The following is a 17,827-nucleotide window of genomic DNA, read 5'->3' as shown; positions in this document are numbered from 1 at the left end:
GAGGAAAAGGCCGCTCTATACCAACAGTTGGCGGATGTGAACCGAGAGATCCGTAAGGAGAGGAAGGATCTTGCCATGTGCGATACCATCGAGCAAAACCGGCCCCGGATGGAACGGGATATCCAAGTGGCCGAGGACAAGGCAAAGGAGGTGGAACGAGATGAACGTAGGTGGCGGTGAAGCGGCTGACCAGTTGGTGCGCATGATGCTCTCCGGCGGAGAAGTGGCCGTCCGGCTGTCCGGGTCGGCAGCCAAGAACCTGCTGGCTCTGTCGCTGGCTTTGGCTAAAAACCATAAGAAGATCTGCGGCAAGATCAATATGGGCAGAATGCTGCGGGAGACGCGGGATGTCCGGACCTTCCCCATGACGCAGAAGGAATACCAGACCTTCCAGAAGGAAGCCCGGGAGAAAAAACTGCTGTATGCGGCGATCAAGGAAACGCACGATCCCAACGATAAGAACAGTATGGTGGATGTAGTCATGCCGGTGACTGAGGTGGAGCGGGCAAACCTGGTCTTTGAGAAAATGCAGTATAAGCAGCCGGGAACGAACCAGCAGCAGGAACAGGACGCTCCCTCCAAAGAGAAGCAGCCGGAGACGCCAAAAAAAGATTCCCGGTCGGGACGCGGCTCGCGCAATACAAGCACCAACTCGCCTATACACGTAAAGAACGTGATGAGGACGACGAGTAAGGAACGCCCTTCCGTAGAAGTACGCCTGAAGGGGTATCGCGCGCAGTTGGATGAGCAGCGCCGGAGCGCCCCGGCCAGACAAAAGGTCAAAACCAAGAACAGGGCAAAGGGCCGGTGACGCCCGTTCTGTTCGTCAATTATGCTGGCTATTCCCAGCGCTTCGGGTATTGTTGCGTTAGAAAACGATAAAGGAGTGTGCCGATCATGAAAGCCGTATATGACTACAGGGACCGCACAGGCAGCGCCGGATTCCTGCTCCCGGAAGATAAAGCCCTGCTGGACCGGCTGTTCACTCATGGCAGCCGTCCCACCAAAGAGCAACTGTGTGGGAAACGCTGCTGGCTGTATGCCCGTGTGGATGGCAGGGATACAGACCCCAGTGTCATCCACGCCCTGGACCTGCAGATGGACAGCCTGTGCCAGTTCGCGGGGGAACACAGGATGCATGTCGCGGGTATGACACGGGAGGCCATGAGCGGCTGGAACACGGACCGTCCCGGTCTTCGAGAACTGAAGCAGGCCGCGGTCAATGGAAAAATGGACTATATCCTTGCACGCAGCATGGACAGGATCATCCGCAACACAGACATCCGCATACTGCTGCGGTATGAAGAGGATCTCCACGCACTTGGCGTGGAGATCCTGTGCGTCGAAGAACTGAAATAGAAACCCGATCATTCAGGAGAGGCGCGCCGGTTTCGGCGCGCCTCTTCGATTGAGATGGAGGTGAGAACTGCTGAAACGACCCTCGCAAGCCGGCGATCATATCCTGTACCTGTTCCTCTATATCCCTGTGGTCTGGGCGGCGCTGCTCATTGCCCAGTCCCTCGGCGGCGGCCTGCCCGAACTGCTGGAGAACCTGGCCGCAGCCCTGCAGACGCCATTCCGGATCCGCTGGACGGAACACAGCCTGCTGTCCATCCTCGCCTGCACGGGGATGTATATCATGGGAATCTGTCTGTACCAAACCACCCAGGGCCGCACCCGTGACGGCGAGGAACACGGCAGCGCACGGTGGGCTGTCCCCAAGCAGGTCAACGCCATGTTCTGCCAAAAGCAGAATAAGATCCTGACGCAGCATGTCCGTCTGGGGCTGGATACCCATAAACACCGCCGCTCTTTGAATGTGCTGGTCATCGGCGGCAGCGGCGCGGCCAAGACCCGCAGCTACGTCCTGCCCAACATCCTGGAGGCCAACACCAACTATGTGATCACAGACCCCAAGATGGAGGTGCTCACCGCCACGGGAGGGTACCTCAAAAGCCAGGGCTATGATGTGCGGGTGCTGAACCTCGTCAACCTGGAACAGTCGGACGGCTACAATCCCTTCCGCTATATCCGGGATGAGAAGGACGCCCTGCGGCTGGTGAACAATCTCATCCAGGCCACCACGCCGAAGAACAGCCATGAGTCGGATCCGTTCTGGACCAAAGCGGAAACGGCGCTGCTGCAGGCCATCATCCTCATGCTGTTCCAGGAGGCGCCGGAGTATGAACAGAACTTCTCTATGGTCATGCGTGTGCTGGAGTACGCGGAGGTGAAGGAGGATGACGAGGATCACGTCTCTCCGCTGGATCTGCTGTTCAATGCCATTGAGCGGGAAAAGCCGGACAGCGTCGCCGTGCGGCAATATAAGGTGTTCAAAATGGCCGCCGGCAAAACTTCCAAGTCTATCCTCGTGTCCACCGCTGTCCGTCTGGCGCCTTTCAACCTGCCCCAGATCCGGGCCATCACCGACCACGACGATATGGACCTCTACACCCTGGGCGAGCGGAAGTGCGCCCTGTATGCCGTGATCCCGGACAACGACAACACCTATAATTTTCTGGTGTCCCTGCTCTATTCCCAGGTATTCCAGACGCTCTACTACTGCGCGGACCAGATCCACCACGGCGCACTGCCCCAGCATGTCCACTTCATTCTGGACGAGGCCCCCTCGGACACCCTGCTGTATCTGGGCGGCAACGAGTCCAGCACCCACAAGTACATCTCCGAGGCCCTGGGCAAATCCACCATCGACACCAGGACCCACGGCCAGACGAAGGGCAAGTCCGGGTCCTGGTCCACCAACATGCAGATGAGCGGCCGGGAACTGCTGACGCCGGACGAGGTACGCCAGCTGGACAACCGGTATGCCATTCTGCTCATCCGCGGCGCCGGACCGGTCATGGATCTGAAGTATGACCTCATGAAACACCCCGCTGTCCGCCACACCTCGCTGGACGGCGGGGCGCCCTACATCCATCATGGACAAACTTCCGCACCGGCGGTGACCGGCTTTGAACTCTTCCTGCCGTTTCCCGCCAGTGACAACAACGAAGATAAGGAGAATGCAGCATGAACAACAAATTTGAAAAACGGGCCAAGCGCGTCTATACCATGTTCGCCTGCCTTGTGCTGGTGACTGTTATGACCGTTTGCCCCGCCTTCGCCGCAGACGATCCGCTGGCGGTCGTGACCAATCTGAGCGATTTCATCTTTTCCCTCATCCGGGCCATCGGCCTCATCCTGCTGGGCTTCGGCATCCTGCAGATCGGCCTGTCCCTCAAGAGCCACGATCCCTCCCAGCGCGCCAACGGCATGCTGACCGTGGCCGGCGGCATCGTCATCACGTTCACGAAGGAGATCCTCGCCCTCATCACCGGCTGAGTATACGAAACGGGAGGGCGCGCCAAGCGCCCTCCCCTGATCTTCCCCAGGAGGTGAGTAAATGGGAAGTGGAAACTGGATCGTAGACAACTTGAATTCAGCCCTCGGCACGTGGAATGACAAGCTGACCGAGATCTGGACGCTGATCTCCACGTCGCCGGAGGATTTCAAAGGCGGCGGGATCTGGGACGTCATCCTGAACATCCATGACGCACTGAAAGCCATCGGCTACGCACTGCTGGTGCTGTTCTTCGTGGCTGGTGTGGTCAAGACCTGCGGCAGCTTTACCGAACTCAAGCGTCCGGAGGTGGCGGTCAAGACCTTCGTCCGGTTCGCACTGGCGCAGGGGGCCATCACCTACGGCCTGGAGCTGATGATGGCTCTGTTCAACATTGCCCAGGGCGCGGTGTCCTCCATCATGGACGCCTCCGGCCTGACGGTCATGTCCGACACGGTCCTGCCGGACGAGATGGTGTCCATCATCGAGGACGTGGGCTTTCTGGAGAGCATCCCCCTATGGGCGGTGACACTGCTGGGTTCCCTGTTTATCTGGGTGCTGTCCCTGGTCATGATCCTGACCGTGTACAGCCGGTTCTTTAAACTGTATATGGCGACCGCCATCGCGCCCATCCCGCTGGCCAGTTTCGCGGGACAGCCCTCCAGCAGCATCGGCGTCTCGTTCGTCAAGAGCTACGCCGCCATCTGTCTGGAGGGCTGTATCATCGTTTTGGCCTGTATTATTTTCTCGCAGTTCGCCACAGCGCCGCCTGCCATCGCGGATGACACGATGGCGGCCGCCACCATCGTGTGGAACTACGTTGGCGAACTGGTGTTCAACATGCTGGTGCTGGTAGGGGCTATTAAGATGTCCGACCGCCTGGTACGCGAAATGATGGGGCTCGGTTAATCCTGAAGGTCGTCTGTGCGGACGATACCGCCGCCGTTGCGGCAGGTTTCGCGCACCCGCTGGATAAAAATTTCCTCCCTTGCCTTGTCACACCGGCGCTGTTCCAACAGTGCGGAGACTTTCCGGATCAGGGAGTATACCCAGGACAGGAGCGTCGCCGCCAGCAGGATATACCAGATCACATTGGCCAGCATGTAGTGGGAGTAGTACCAGCCGCTGAACAATGTTGGGACCACCAGCGCGTACAGCAGCGGGATCGACAACCGGAACACCGCAGCCAGACGGAACAGGGCGGACAGGAGCAGGATGCCTGCTCCAAATACAAAGTACAACATGGACATACCCCTCTCTCATTTTTAGTCAGTTTGATGTTACCATATGGCGGCGGACATGGCAAGTCCCTGTCTGCCGACTGTCCAATGAACCTATCGGAGGTGAAAACAGATAGAAGTACGTATCAACAAAGAAGTCCGGAACTATCAGGAAAGCCTGTTTTTCGGCTTGTCGCTCCGCCAGCTCATTTTCGCACTGCTGGCTGTTGCCGTAGCGGTGGGCGTGTATTTTGGCCTGCGCAATATTCTTGGAACCGGCGAGATCGGCTGGGTCTGCGTGCTGTGCGCTTTCCCTTTTGCCCTCGGCGGCTTTTTCCAGTACAACGGCATGACGCTGGAGCGCTTCCTTCTTGCCTATATCCGCACGGAATTTTTATATCCTCACCGGCTCGTCTTCCAATCGGATAACCTGTATGTAAAACTCATGGACAGTTCGACTGTAAAGGAGGCCCTGAAGCTTGATTAAGACCCTGCAGAATACGCTCAAACAGGACAAGGAAAAGTTTACGGTTCCGAGATCCGTACAGGATACCATCCCCATCCGCCGTGTCTGGCAGGATGGGGTCTTTCAGTTTGGGAGCAAGTTCTCCAAGTGCATCCGCTTTTCAGACATCAACTATGCCATCGCCTCCAGGGAGGACAAGACGGCCATGTTCCTGAATTACTCTGAACTGCTCAATGCGCTGGACACCGGCTCCACGACCAAAATCACCATCAACAACAAGCGGATCGACCGCCAGAACTTTGAGGAAACCATCCTCCTTCCTGCCCGCGGAGATTTCCTCGACGGCTACCGGTCTGAATACAACGCCATGCTCACGGGTAAGGTGACCGATTCCTCCAACAGTGTGGTACAGGAGCGGTACATTACCATATCCACCCACAAGAAGAACATCGAGGAAGCGCGCACCTTCTTTGACCGTGTCACGAACGATATCACCAGCCGCCTCAGCAAGCTGGATTCCCGCAGCGAGGAACTGGACGCCCTGGACCGCCTGCGGATCCTCCACGACTTTTACCGGGTGAGAGAGGAAACCGAATTCCACTTCGACCTGAAGGACAGCATGCGGAAAGGGCATTCCTACAAGGACGCCATCTGCCCCGACAGCATGGAGGTCAAGAAGGATCACTTCATCATGGGGGATAAGTTCGGACGGGTGCTGTTCCTCAAAGAATACGCTTCCTACATCAAGGACTCCATGATCAATGAGCTGACGGAACTGGACAGGACGCTCATGCTGTCCATAGATGTGATTCCTGTACCCACGGACGAGGCGGTGCGGGAGATGCAGAACCGATTGCTGGGCGTGGAGACCAATGTGACCAACTGGCAGCGCCGCCAGAACAGCAACAACAACTTCTCCGCCGTGGTACCTTACGATCTGGAACAGCAGCGCAAGGAGACCCGTGAGATGCTGGACGACCTCACTACCCGTGACCAGCGGATGCTGTTCGCCGTGGTGACGCTGGTGCATCTGGCGGACAGCAAGGAGGAACTGGACAGCGATACGGAGACCCTTCAGTCCATTGCCCGTAAGCATCTGTGCCAGCTCTCCACGCTTAACTGGCAGCAGGCGGAAGGGCTTGTAACCGCGCTGCCTCTGGGTTTGCGCCGTATTGATGCCCTGCGTACCCTGACCACAGAGGCGCTGGCAGTGCTCATGCCATTCAAAGCACAGGAAATCCGGCATCGGAACGGCGTGTACTACGGCCAGAACACCATCAGTAAAAACCTTATCCTCGCTAACCGCTGGGAACTGCTCAACGCCAACGGCTTTGTTTTGGGTGTTTCCGGCTCCGGCAAGTCTTTCACAGCAAAACGTGAGATTGCGGGACTTGCCCTTTCTACGGAGGACGATATCATCGTTATTGATCCAGAGTCCGAGTACCGGCCGCTCATCGAGGGGCTGGGCGGCGAAGTGATCGAGGTGTCCGCCACTTCGCCGGGTCATATCAATGCTATGGACATGGAACAGGGCTACGGCGACGGCGAGAACCCCGTAGTGCTCAAGTCTGAGTTCCTGCTCTCTCTTTGTGAGCAGCTCATGGGGTCAGGGAAGCTCTCCGCCAAGGAGAAATCCATCATAGACCGCTGCGCCGCCCAGTGTTACCGTGACTACATCCGCAGAGGGTATCAGGGGACCGTCCCCACCCTGCAGGACTTCCACGCCGAGCTGCTGCGCCAGTCGGAACCGGAGGCGCGGGATGTGGCGCTGGCCATTGAGCTGTTCACCGAGGGCAGCCTGAATACCTTCGCCAAGCCCACCAATGTGGACACCAACTCCCGTATCCTCTGCTATGACATCCGCGACCTTGGCCGCCAGCTCCTGCCGGTAGGCATGCTGGTGGTACTGGACAGCATTTTCAACCGCGTCATCCGCAACCGCCAGCAGGGGCGCAACACCTGGATCTATATTGACGAAATTTACCTTTTATTCCAGCATGAGTACAGCGCCAACTTCCTGTTTACGCTCTGGAAACGCGTCCGCAAATACCGTGCGTGCTGCACAGGTATCACACAAAATGTAGACGATCTCCTGCAATCCCATACCGCCCGCACCATGCTGGCAAACAGCGAGTTCCTCGTCATGCTCAACCAGGCTGCAACAGACCGGACGGAACTGGCGCGGTTGTTGAATATCTCAGACAACCAGCTCTCCTATATCACCAATGTGGAGTCTGGCCGCGGGCTGATCAAGTGCGGCAGCGCGATCGTCCCTTTCCTTGATAATTTCCCCAAAAACCGGCTGTACCAGCTGATGACAACCAAGCCTGCCGACGCAGACGGCTCCAGCGACGCAGGACGGGCTGCGTAATGCGGCCCGCCTTTGCGGGGAGGTGCTCCAATGGATAAGATAAAGGAAAAGCCCTCCGTCTCAAGCAGGATCCGGGAAAAAGCAAAAGCCGCGCCGAAAGAACTTGTCCATCGTGGCCTGGACGATGGTGCGGAGCGCCTGCGGACGCAGTTGCGGAACACCGCCCAACAGGGACGGCGGGATGATTATGGCGGCGATCAGATTGAGGACGCCGCGGCAGACACTATGCGCCGCATGGAACGCGGCGCGGGGAAACTTATCAAAGAGAGAAAAAAGCGCGGCACAGACCCCGGCGGGGAACCTGCCAGTAGTCCCCCCGACAATGGCAATGGCAAGCCGGAAATCCGGACCAGGGAAAGCGAAAATAAGTCTGGCCCCACAGAGAGGGTCAGACCTGTCGAAAACACAGGGAATAGTCCTGCAGCTCAGATAAAGACAAAAGATGCGTACATGCGCACCCAGGAAGGAACACCGGCCACGAGCCTGTCCACGGACCGGACGCAAGGCCGGCAGCAGTTCGTCAGGGAACGCGGGAGGAAAGCAGCGCAGGAAACGGCCCGGCGGAAAGCGGAGCAAGACCGCTTGAAAACAGGCGGTACGGCAGAGACTGCCGGCAATGTGAGCAGAGATAGGTCCGGCGTAACCAGCAGCGTACAGGTGAACAGAACCGGGCGGAGCGGCGCCTCGCCGATCCACCAGGTACAGTCCAGACGGAGCGCGGCCGTGCTCCCGAAGGAGAAACCGGCAGGATTGGTTTCCACCGTAAAAGCGGCGGGACGCCATGCAGCCTTGTCACCGTCTGCCCGCACACCCAGGCAGATAGTCAGGATGACAGACCGTACCAGGTACACCGGCGTCAAAACAGGGCGTACGGCCGCACAGGCTGCACAACACGCCAAGGCCATACGTGCGGCACAGCAGGCAACACAGTACCGTATGCGGGTAAAAGCGGCGGGCAATGCGGTTAAAAGAGCTGCGTCGAATGCCGGAAAGGCCCTTCGCGCGCTCCTGGCAGCGACACGGAGCCTGATGGCGGCAGCGGCGGCCGGGAGTTCTGTCGTCCTGTCCCTGCTCATTGTGATCTGCATCATCGGTCTTCTGCTCACCTCGCCCTTTGGTATCCTGTTTACCAGCGAGCCTGTGGATGATAACTCTGTCGCGCTGAACACAGCTATCGCCCAGATCAATGTGGAATACACCGAAAAACTGGATGAACTGCAGGAGGGAGACTATGACCAGATTATCATTGAAGGCTCCCCTCCAGACTGGCGGGAGGTCGTGGCAGTGTTTGCAGTAAGGACTGCCGGGACAAACGATGGCGTGGATGTAGTCACACTGGATGATGACAGGGTAGACCGGCTGAGGGCTGTGTTCTGGGATATGGTGTCGCTGAAAGCCGAGGTGGAAACAACAGAGGATGACGGGACCATTCTGATTATCACGATTGCATCCAGGACAATAGATGAGATGCGGGAACTTTATTCTTTTACAGACAGGCAGAACAACATGCTGGATGAGCTGCTCGATAACCTGGAACTTGTCGGCGGGGCAATCGGCAACCTGGATGTGACAGATACCAATGCACAGGAATTGCTGGCGTCATTACCGAAAAATCTGAGCGCTGAACGGCGGGCCGTTATAGAAGCAGCCTGCACTCTGGTCGGCAAAGTGAATTATTTCTGGGGCGGCAAGAGCCTCGTCATAGGCTGGGATTCCCGTTGGGGAACCACCATGCAGGTGACCGCAGCCGGCAGCTCCAGTACAGGGACTTACCGGCCCTACGGGATGGATTGCTCCGGATATGTTGACTGGGTATTTTATAATGCCAGCGGCGGGAAGTATATCATAGGGCATGGCGGCGGCGCTGCCAGCCAGCACACTTACTGCTCCCCTATCTCATGGGATGAAGCGTTGCCCGGCGATCTGGTATTTTACCCTGGAGACACGCATGTGGGTATCGTAGGCGGCAGGGATACAAACGGGAACCTGCTCATTATCCACTGTGCAAGTGGGTATAACAACGTGGTGATCACCGGCATCGAGGGCTTTACATCCATTGGCCGGCCATTTTACTTCTCTGACTGACTTTATAAATAAACGGTCAGGAAAGATTGGTAAAGGGGCGTCGTGGGTGCGGCGATAAAAAATGGAGGGGATGCCTGATATGGTATCAGGCATCCCCTGTTTTATTCTACCAGCCACGAGGCCATGTCTTTCATTTTCGCCAGCACATCCGTCGGTTCTTCGATGCGGATCGCCCCGCTGAAAGTAAATACCCAGGCAAAAAAGGGTGGGCTTGGCGCCACATTCACAACGGCGCGGAAGCAGTTGGCAGCCACAGGCATCGTATCCACACCCTCCCCGAAACGGTCTATCACGCTGCGCATGGTCTTGTTTTCGCACAGCAGTGTGACCTGTTGTGTCTCTTCATGGTACATGCCAAAGACCTTCCGCACATAACCGACGGGATCAAAGCCGGTATCTGCTATGTATACCGCATCTGCAGGCTGGATCCCCGTCATACGGTCTACCCGGAACTGCGCCAGCTTGCCGTGTTTCACAGACCAGCCCACTGCATAGTAGAAATCCCTGTTCCAGACGAGGGCATACGGGCTGAACAAATAGCGGTATCCGTTGTGTTTCAAAATTTTCTTCTTTTCCGTCGTGTACTCATAATACTGGAATGAGACAGCCTGCTTGCGATAGAGCGCGGTCTGGAGCGCATCGATGGCGTAATAAATGGTTTCGTTGTCCGGTTTCGTCATACCCTCCATGTAGACAGGATGACGCAGATGTTCCGCATTGTATGTGCTGGTAAGCCGGGCGAGTTTTTGAAGAAGGGCGGCGCTCTTTTTCTGAGTAATAAAATGAGAGGACGCCACTGCATCTGCCAGCAGCTTCAGTTCCGGCAGTTCAAAGAGCCTCGAGCCAATGAAGTAACGGTTCTGCGTGCTTTTGACGCAGATAATATCGTGACCATCGTCCATTAAAAGCTGGATGTCACTGTACACATTCTTTCGGTTAGCATGGATACCCTTTCGTTCCCAGTACCGCAGGATGTCCGCGGCGGAAACAAAGCGGGTCTCGTCTGTCTGTTCATACAGAAGTTTCAACAACAGCAGCAGACGTTTTTGCGCTTGATTTTGCACCCAACATGCCCTCCCAGAATGATACAGCGGCACAAGAAAAGCCTGTTTGGTAAAAGATGCACCCTGCCGAATAACAGGGAATTTCAGCTTTGCGGCTGCCATATCCTTTTATTTGGCTTCTTTGTTTTGAAACCCTGCCTTTTGTCTGGCTTTATCTCGAGTTTTCCCTTGCAAGGCAAGCATGGTTGAGGTGCCTCTCATACGCAGCATTCAACGTTTGCGCAGGATTTCATCCAGCGCCCCCTCCACCCATCGTGTAAGCCAGACACACCCAGCATGTCCAGCTTGCTAACTATCTCTTTACGCAGATTATACGCACTGGCAGGAAAGCTGTCAACTACTTGAGCAACCAACGTTTCAATGTTGCCGCTCCTGTAATTTACGTTCTTCTGCCTGCTGGGTCAGATGAAAAAACATGGATAGGTAAGCTGTTAGGTTGTAATTTTCGGATTATTTTTGCTTTGGAAAGGAGAAGCATGATGGACGAAAACACAAGGGAGGAACTGTTGGGGATAGACCTGTATAAAAACCTGTCACGGGAAGAACTGATTTTAGGATTGCTTGCATCGTCAGCTCGTGAAGAAGAAATGAGGCCGAGGAAAATCTCCATTGCAGCAGCAGAGATGGAAAAAATCAACGATGTTTTATGGGTATTTGGCTCGTATATTGAGGGGCATGATTATTTTGATATTCTGGTATCCTCCAAATTTGGAATCATCCGGCCAGATATAGTCGGCAATTATGAATATTTTTCGGATGCCGACAGCATCTTTTATAGTCTGGTCGATGAAATTTACAATGATGTGCGGGACTTAAAGCTGGAAGGGGATCACATAACAGCATCCATGTGTCCGGCAGAGGAGCCGGAGTTGTGCCGCCGTGTTTTGCCCTTGATAGGCAAGCTACAAGATAAAGAACATTACAGCAAAATATTCAGGGATTTCCTGGACGAGTATAGAGAGTAAAGCAAGCAGATGAGCAAACAGAGTGAAGGATCTGTATAAAAATATAGTTATCAACGCTGTACCATCAAGGATTTATCGTAAGTATTTTTATAGATGTCTGCTTATTGAGACGTGTTTTCGACAAACTTTGAAAAACTCTTTGTATTAAAGATAGTTTTAAGCCTCAACTACCCCCATAGGTGTAGCTGAAGCTTAAGAATGAATAAAGCACGCCTGTTGGCGTGCTTTATTCGACAAGTATAACTTTTTCACCGGTCAGGTGTGAAGCGACAAAATCAACTATGACCTGTGCCTTAACACCACGAAATTCTCTGTGAAAGAGCTGGCGCTCTAATTGTAAAAATTGTATTTCTTCGCGGTACATACCAAAGATCCGCCGTACATGTCCGACGGGGTCGAAGCTGGTATCAGCGGACTGGATCCCCGTCATTCGATCCACCCGAAACTGTGCCAGCTTGCTGTGTTTCATAGACAGCCCACTAAGTAGTAGAAATTCCTGTTCCAGACGAGGGCATACAGACACTGAACACTTAACGGTATCTGCTACGTTTCAGTACCCTCTTTTTCGCAGTCGTGTACTTATAATACTGGATATTCATTTTGGCACAGGCCCGACGATGCGTTACTGGCTTGGTGCCAGATTCTGTTCCCGTGAGATTTTCAACACTGACTGAGTTTATCCGAGAAAGTAGCCGCAACTCTCGCGTATGATAAGTTCGTATGGCAGGATATCATGTATAGTTAGCAAAGGTTCTTTTTTCATCAGCGCGAGCAACTTGCGGAAAGCAGTTTGTCCAATCTGCACCTTGGGCTGGCAAATTGTCGTTAGTGTGGGTTCCCAGAATGCAGAAAGTTCAATATCGTCAAATCCGATGACAGCACAATCTTCGGGTACACGCACCCCGTGTTTTTTAAACGCTTTCATCGCACCGATAGCCATTGTGTCACCAGCGGCAAACACCGCACTAAACGGTTTGCCTGAAGCTAACAGCGCTTCGGCTTGAGCATAGCCACCTTCGAAGGTTGGTTCGCCGTGACGAATCAACTCAGGGATAGCAGGAAGCCCGTGTTCCTCGAGCACTTGACAATAGCCGCGATAACGCTCGCGATAGAGCAGAAGTGAGGTGGAGGCTGTGATATGTGCGATATTCTGATGCCCCATACGGATTAAATGCATCATAGCAGTACGAGATGCGGCTGCATTATCAATTGATACGCAAGGAATGCTGTTGTTTTCAAAATCTTGAACAGCCATTACAAGCGGATACTGATCCGCAACCTGCTGGACAAGCTTCTGAGTCATGCTGGCAGACATGGAAATGATACCGTCCACTTGCCGCTGCTGAATTGCGTTAAGATAATGGGATTCGATTGAAGGCTGACTTCGCATATCAGCAATCAGCACCTGATAACCATAGGCTTCTGCAGTGGATTCGATGCCGAAAATAACTTCATGTGTCAAGGAGTTTTGTATATTGGGGACGATGGCAACCACGGTTTTTGTCTCTTGGGTCCGCAATTGGCGTGCCAGCGCATTAGGTTGGTAGTTGAGTTTTCGGATCGCTTGTAGCACACGTTCGCGTGTTTCAGGACGAACGGATGCCTGTCTGCTAATTACACGGGATACTGTAGCCAACGAAACGCCGGCCTCGTGTGCAACATCCGCAATGTTAGCCATTTTGCTTCTCCTTTCGCCATTACACCAAAATAAAACGTTTTCATTAAGAAAGCTTAGATATATAATTATCATACCCTTAGAGCAAATGAAAGTCAAATAGAGATTTGTAAAAGATCGATTAAAAACAAAAAGTAAACGTTTTCTTTATCATGGATAAATCGGAGAACGGAAAATAAAAATCGCGGATTATAAAATATAAAATTGTAAGACTTCACCAAAAATATTGCTTAAAAATTGAATAATATAGACATTGAAATAAAAATGAGATAATGCAATAATATAAGTACAATGTAAACGATTTCAAAATTATATAATCTGCTACTAAACAAACACTGGAGTGAAATCGTATGCAACTATAAACAGTATGGATAAAGGAGGTAATGCGACATTAAAACTGCAGCATTGCTGATATGAATAAAATGTAAATGATTACATTTGCGAAGAAAGGAGAGAAAACAAGATGAAAGGATTGTTCAAGAATATTGATACCATAATTCGCTGGATTGAAGATGCTGTGGCGGCAACAGCGTTAATTGCTATTGTGACGATTGCAGCGGCGAATACGATTGGACGTTACGTATTCGAATCCGGCTTTCTATGGGCGGATGAGGTGAATCAGGCGCTTCTGGTTGCGATGGCAATGTTCGGCAGTGCCCGTGCTGTGCGTACTGGCGGACACACCGAGTTTACCGCAATCAGCAGTAAGCCCAAATCGCGCGGGGTACGTATAGCAATCCGCACAGTCATTCTGATAATCACAATCGGCTTTTTGCTGTTCTTGTTGGTCACTTGTGTGCAGTATACGGCACAAGGTACCATGCTGAGTACTGTGCTTAAAGTGCCTAGAATGTATTATTACCTTTCTATGCCGATTGGCTTTGCGCTTTGTGTGTATGAGTACATTAAGATCGCGAAGAAAAAGGTGCTGAGCGATCCAGTAACAGAGGGGCGGAAAGAGGTGTAAAGTTATGGAAGCAATTATCGGTTTACTGATCGCGCTGGCATTTATTTTAATCATTGTCGGTGTGCCAATCTATGTCAGCCTGTTGCTCACCGGTGTGCTTAGCTTAGTGGCATTGGCGGTCAGCACAGGCACTCCGGTTGCAACGATTGCGGTTTCACAGGCTATTTTTAACGGAATGGGAAATCTGCCGTTACTGGCAATCCCATTTTTTATGCTGGCGGGCGAGATTATGAACCGCGGCGGCATTACAGAAAAGCTGATTAAGTTTGCTATGCTGCTGATTGGCAGGCTGCCCGGCAGCTTGGCACATGCCGGAATTGTTTCAAGCATGTTCTTTGGTGGCATTACAGGTTCCGCACAGGCCAGCGCATCCTGTATGGGCGGTATCCTAATCCCTGCGATGGAAAAGGAAGGCTACTCGGTCAAAGAAGCTGCGGGCGTTATATCTGCGGCATCGGTCTGCGGCCCGATCATCCCTCCAAGTATTATTATGGTCGTATATGCGACTGCGGTTGGCGCGTCTGTCGGTTCGATGTTTATGGGCGGTGTAATCCCGGGTATCATGGCGGGCCTGATTCTAATGGTCATTGTTCTGCTGCGCAATCGCGTATGCCACTTCCCACGACGCACGGAAAAACTGGCAGCAGCAGAGATCAAAAAAACTCTTATTGATGGTATCATTCCGCTGGGTATGCCGGTTATCGTAGTTGGCGGCATTATGGGAGGCATCTGCACGGCTACCGAGGCAGGCGCAATAGCAGTGGTATACAGTCTGATTGTCAGTTTATTTATCACACGCACGCTTAAACTCCGTGATATGGGTTCGATTCTGCTGTCTGCAGCCAACAGTGCGGCGCCGTTACTGTTGATTATTGCCTGCGCAAAGGTATTCAGTTATGGCCTTACCGCGCTGCAGATGCCTGTGCTGGTGAATGACCTGATTCTGTCTATTACAGACAACAAGTGGGTATTCCTGCTGTTAGTCAACATCCTGCTGCTTATTATGGGCATGTTCATGGATGGTGGTGCAGCTGTTATTATCCTTGCGCCGATCCTTGCGCCTGTCGCAGCCTCTATGGGCATCAGCCTGGTACATTTCGGTATTGTTATGTGCCTTAACCTGACCATCGGCTGCATCACGCCGCCGCTCGGTTACTGTTTGTTTATTACTGGTAAAATTGGCAAAATATCGATTGAAGATACGGTGCGGGGAACTTTGCCGTATATGCTGGGCGAGATTATCGTACTGCTGCTGATTACTTATGTCCCAGTTCTGGTCACCTTTGTGCCTTCTGTGCTGGGCTACGCAATTTGAGGGGAAAGATATGAGAAGAGTTGCGCTTTTGGATTACGGAAAGCTTGAACTGCAAAGCGATTATCCCAGTATCGGCGCGTTGCAGTCCGGCACGGTCAAGGTTGAGGTTCATGCCTGCGCTATCTGCGGAAGCGATATCGCCCTGTACCGCGGCCAACGCTCGCTCGCGGATGAGCGGTATTATGGACATGAGTTTTCAGGGGTGATTGTAGACGCAGGCGACGGGGCGAACGGTATTCAAAACGGTATGCGGGTGGCAAGCGAACTGAACCGTACGTGCGGACGGTGCTGGAATTGCCTGAACGGGTTAGCGAACTACTGCAAAAGCATGAATGATGCATTGCTGCCGGGCGGTTTCTCTGAGGAAACGTTTGTGCTGAATACACCGGAATACAGCTTTATCAGCCCGATTCCGGATACGATTGATTTTGAAACAGCCTCTATGCTCGAACCGACCAATTGTGCTTATCGCATCGCGCGGCAGGCTAATATTACGCCGGGTTCCAATGTGCTGATTTTTGGTTTGGGTACGATGGGACTGATTACCGCAATGATTTTGAAAACGCTGGGTGCGAGCCGTATCATAGGGGTGGAACGGAGTCGCCCTCGATTAGACAAAGTGCATTCGCTTGGTCTGATCGAAACGGTAGACCGCAACGACCCCAATTGGTTGGAGCAGGTGCGTGAGATGAGTTCCAGACAAGGGGTGGACGTGGTGATCGAAGCTACTGGCGCTGTGCCAGTGCTGCAGGACGCCTTTGATGCGGTTCGTCCGGGTGGTAAGATCGTTGTGGCGAGTGTATATCACAGTGCTGCGGGTGATTTAGCGTTATTGCCTATCATGCGCAAGGAGCTGACAGTCGTAGGGGCGAAAGGTCCATATCCGCACCGCAAATCGGATGGCACCTCCGCGCCGGTGGAAATTATAGCGCGGCTGAAAGATGATTTAAAAAAGCTGGTTACGGTATACGACTTTAAAGACGCTCTGCAAGCTTTCGAAGATATGATGTCGGGCGCTTCAATTAAAGCCGTTGTCCGTTTCAGGTGAAGCAATGGAACAGAAAACCACAGTTCAAAAAGAAAGGAAGCTTGTTATGAAAAAATTGGTATCTCTGTTGTGTGCATCGGCAATGATGCTGGGCATGACCGCTTGCTCGGGAGGCGACCCCACGACTGCACAGTCAGACGGAAACAGCGATTCGACCGTCGTCAAATATTCCGTTGTATTTGCTTCAAGCGGAACGCAGGCAGATGGTGCGGCGGCGCTCGGCGATCTGATTGAGGAGCATTCAGATGGGCGACTGAAAATGGAGTTCTACCCGTCCTCACAGCTGGGCGATAAAATTGCGACATTTGAAGGCCTGCAGATCGCGACCATTGAGATGACGGAATGCGCGCTGACCGATCTGTCCACCTTCAATTCCATGTGGTCGGTGTTCTCGCTTCCTTACCTGTGGGACAGCGGTGAACAGGCGATCCAAACTATTATGGATCCGGCAGTGATCGAGGTACTGGAAGCGGATATGGAAGCAAATGGATTTAAAGTCATCGCTTGGACCGACCTAGGTAGCCGCAGTATCGTCAACACCAAGCGCGCAATCAATACGCCGGAAGATCTGCACGGACTCAAGATTCGGTGTATGGAAGATGCGGTTCTGGCTGATGCAACCACTGCAATGGGAGCGATCGCAACCCCGCTCGCGTTCAGCGAGGTCTACACCGGTATGCAGCAGGGCACGTTGGACGGCGCAGACTACCAGATCCCTAATGTATATGCAAGTGCATGGCAGGAAATTTGTCCGTATATGTCTTTGACCGAGCACTTCACAATTCCGGATGTGGTATTTGTCAGCAAAACATGGTTTGACCGCCTATCCGCTGAGGATCAGCAGGCATTGCTGGACGCAGGCAAAGAATTTACCGAACAATGGAATAATGAGATTTGGCCAAATGCGACCGAGAGCGCACGCGAGGGACTCGAATCGGCTGGTATGACAATCAACGAAGTTGATAAGGAGCCGTTTATACAAGCGGTACAGCCGGTAATTGATGACTTTCTTGCGAGTGCAACCGATGACCAGAAGAAGCTGTATGACTTGCTGATGGAGACTCGTGAGAAGTATTGATATCTGGAACGGTTTAGCGGTTTCGAGTGTGAATATTTGAAAAGAGGGGGGGGGCGCATTCATAGGCCAACGTCCCCCCTTTTCTACTGACAGAAAGGAGATTATAATGTACGAAAAAAGATTATCCGGCGTGGTTATTCCGACTATTACGCCGATGCACGAAGATGGATCAATAGATGGGCGCTCGCTGGCGGGCTTTACGGAATATCTGGTGCAGGCGGGGGTGGACTGTC

The 17,827-nt window shown here is 53.1% G+C and carries 17 protein-coding genes and 1 pseudogene; 14 read left to right on the top strand and 4 right to left on the bottom strand.

Annotated elements, in window-relative coordinates; translation table 11 throughout:
* The 6 genes and pseudogenes from ACYQ3S_RS14885 to ACYQ3S_RS14860 form a co-directional block, all read left to right on the top strand.
* Positions 1 to 180 (top strand): annotated as a pseudogene (locus tag ACYQ3S_RS14885) (relaxase/mobilization nuclease domain-containing protein); the annotation flags it as partial.
* Entirely contained in the window at positions 161 to 811 is a 651-nt protein-coding gene (locus tag ACYQ3S_RS14880) for a DUF3801 domain-containing protein (protein ID WP_459690104.1), read from the top strand. The pseudogene ACYQ3S_RS14885 and the gene ACYQ3S_RS14880, both read left to right, overlap by 20 nt.
* 86 nt (positions 812 to 897) lie before the next feature.
* The gene (locus ACYQ3S_RS14875) at positions 898 to 1,359 is read left to right on the top strand and encodes a recombinase family protein (protein ID WP_459690103.1); all 462 of its coding nucleotides are present in this window, start codon (positions 898 to 900) and stop codon (positions 1,357 to 1,359) included.
* 127 nt (positions 1,360 to 1,486) lie between these two features.
* Positions 1,487 to 3,034 (top strand): VirD4-like conjugal transfer protein, CD1115 family, encoded by a 1,548-nt coding sequence (locus ACYQ3S_RS14870; protein ID WP_459690102.1) that lies wholly within the window; start codon positions 1,487 to 1,489, stop codon positions 3,032 to 3,034.
* Positions 3,031 to 3,342 carry a formate hydrogenlyase gene (locus ACYQ3S_RS14865; RefSeq protein WP_459690101.1) on the top strand — a complete coding sequence of 104 codons (312 nt, stop codon included), beginning with the start codon at positions 3,031 to 3,033 and terminating at the stop codon, positions 3,340 to 3,342. The genes ACYQ3S_RS14870 and ACYQ3S_RS14865 overlap by 4 nt, the downstream gene beginning before the upstream one ends.
* A gap of 61 nt (positions 3,343 to 3,403) precedes the next feature.
* A complete protein-coding gene (locus ACYQ3S_RS14860) occupies positions 3,404 to 4,249 on the top strand; it encodes a hypothetical protein (RefSeq protein ID WP_459690099.1) in 846 nt (281 codons plus the stop codon).
* Here the strand turns inward: ACYQ3S_RS14860 and ACYQ3S_RS14855 are convergent.
* Positions 4,246 to 4,590, bottom strand: coding sequence for a molecular chaperone GrpE (locus ACYQ3S_RS14855; RefSeq protein WP_459690097.1), 345 nt, complete (start codon positions 4,588 to 4,590; stop codon positions 4,246 to 4,248). The genes ACYQ3S_RS14860 and ACYQ3S_RS14855 overlap by 4 nt on opposite strands.
* A gap of 103 nt (positions 4,591 to 4,693) precedes the next feature.
* Here ACYQ3S_RS14855 and ACYQ3S_RS14850 point away from each other — a divergent pair, with 103 nt between their 5' ends.
* The 3 genes from ACYQ3S_RS14850 to ACYQ3S_RS14840 all read left to right on the top strand — a co-directional run bounded on the left by ACYQ3S_RS14850 (position 4,694) and on the right by ACYQ3S_RS14840 (position 9,482).
* Positions 4,694 to 5,047, top strand: coding sequence for a PrgI family protein (locus tag ACYQ3S_RS14850; RefSeq protein WP_459690106.1), 354 nt, complete (start codon positions 4,694 to 4,696; stop codon positions 5,045 to 5,047).
* Positions 5,040 to 7,397, top strand: a complete 2,358-nt coding sequence (locus tag ACYQ3S_RS14845; protein WP_459690096.1) for a VirB4-like conjugal transfer ATPase, CD1110 family — start codon at positions 5,040 to 5,042, stop codon at positions 7,395 to 7,397. The genes ACYQ3S_RS14850 and ACYQ3S_RS14845 overlap by 8 nt, the downstream gene beginning before the upstream one ends.
* A gap of 828 nt (positions 7,398 to 8,225) precedes the next feature.
* Entirely contained in the window at positions 8,226 to 9,482 is a 1,257-nt protein-coding gene (locus ACYQ3S_RS14840; RefSeq protein ID WP_459690094.1) for a C40 family peptidase, read from the top strand.
* Between the two features lie 101 nt (positions 9,483 to 9,583).
* Here ACYQ3S_RS14840 and ACYQ3S_RS14835 read toward each other — a convergent pair whose 3' ends face one another.
* Positions 9,584 to 10,546, bottom strand: coding sequence for a helix-turn-helix transcriptional regulator (locus ACYQ3S_RS14835; RefSeq protein ID WP_459690093.1), 963 nt, complete (start codon positions 10,544 to 10,546; stop codon positions 9,584 to 9,586).
* Positions 10,547 to 10,887: 341 nt separating this feature from the next.
* Here ACYQ3S_RS14835 and ACYQ3S_RS14830 point away from each other — a divergent pair, with 341 nt between their 5' ends.
* The gene (locus ACYQ3S_RS14830) at positions 10,888 to 11,511 is read left to right on the top strand and encodes a hypothetical protein (protein WP_459690091.1); all 624 of its coding nucleotides are present in this window, start codon (positions 10,888 to 10,890) and stop codon (positions 11,509 to 11,511) included.
* Between the two features lie 226 nt (positions 11,512 to 11,737).
* Here the strand turns inward: ACYQ3S_RS14830 and ACYQ3S_RS14825 are convergent, their stop codons facing one another.
* Positions 11,738 to 11,980 (bottom strand): hypothetical protein, encoded by a 243-nt coding sequence (locus tag ACYQ3S_RS14825; protein WP_459690090.1) that lies wholly within the window; start codon positions 11,978 to 11,980, stop codon positions 11,738 to 11,740.
* 207 nt (positions 11,981 to 12,187) lie between these two features.
* Positions 12,188 to 13,189: a LacI family DNA-binding transcriptional regulator gene (locus ACYQ3S_RS14820; RefSeq protein ID WP_459690088.1), complete on the bottom strand. Its 1,002-nt coding sequence runs from the start codon at positions 13,187 to 13,189 to the stop codon at positions 12,188 to 12,190.
* 460 nt (positions 13,190 to 13,649) lie between these two features.
* Here ACYQ3S_RS14820 and ACYQ3S_RS14815 point away from each other — a divergent pair, with 460 nt between their 5' ends.
* From ACYQ3S_RS14815 to ACYQ3S_RS14800, 4 genes are read left to right on the top strand one after another with little or no spacing between them, the layout of a single operon-like run.
* Positions 13,650 to 14,153: a TRAP transporter small permease gene (locus ACYQ3S_RS14815; protein ID WP_459690087.1), complete on the top strand. Its 504-nt coding sequence runs from the start codon at positions 13,650 to 13,652 to the stop codon at positions 14,151 to 14,153.
* A gap of 4 nt (positions 14,154 to 14,157) precedes the next feature.
* Entirely contained in the window at positions 14,158 to 15,468 is a 1,311-nt protein-coding gene (locus ACYQ3S_RS14810; RefSeq protein WP_459690086.1) for a TRAP transporter large permease, read from the top strand.
* Between the two features lie 10 nt (positions 15,469 to 15,478).
* On the top strand, positions 15,479 to 16,516 hold the full coding sequence (locus tag ACYQ3S_RS14805; protein ID WP_459690085.1) for a zinc-dependent alcohol dehydrogenase: 1,038 nt from the start codon (positions 15,479 to 15,481) through the stop codon (positions 16,514 to 16,516).
* 46 nt (positions 16,517 to 16,562) lie between these two features.
* Complete coding sequence (locus tag ACYQ3S_RS14800) at positions 16,563 to 17,594, top strand: TRAP transporter substrate-binding protein (protein WP_459690083.1); 1,032 nt, start codon at positions 16,563 to 16,565, stop codon at positions 17,592 to 17,594.
* The last annotated feature ends 233 nt before the right edge of the window (positions 17,595 to 17,827 follow it).

This window comes from Agathobaculum sp. TL06, assembly GCF_054658635.1.
This window is presented reverse-complemented; position numbering and strand designations above follow the sequence as displayed.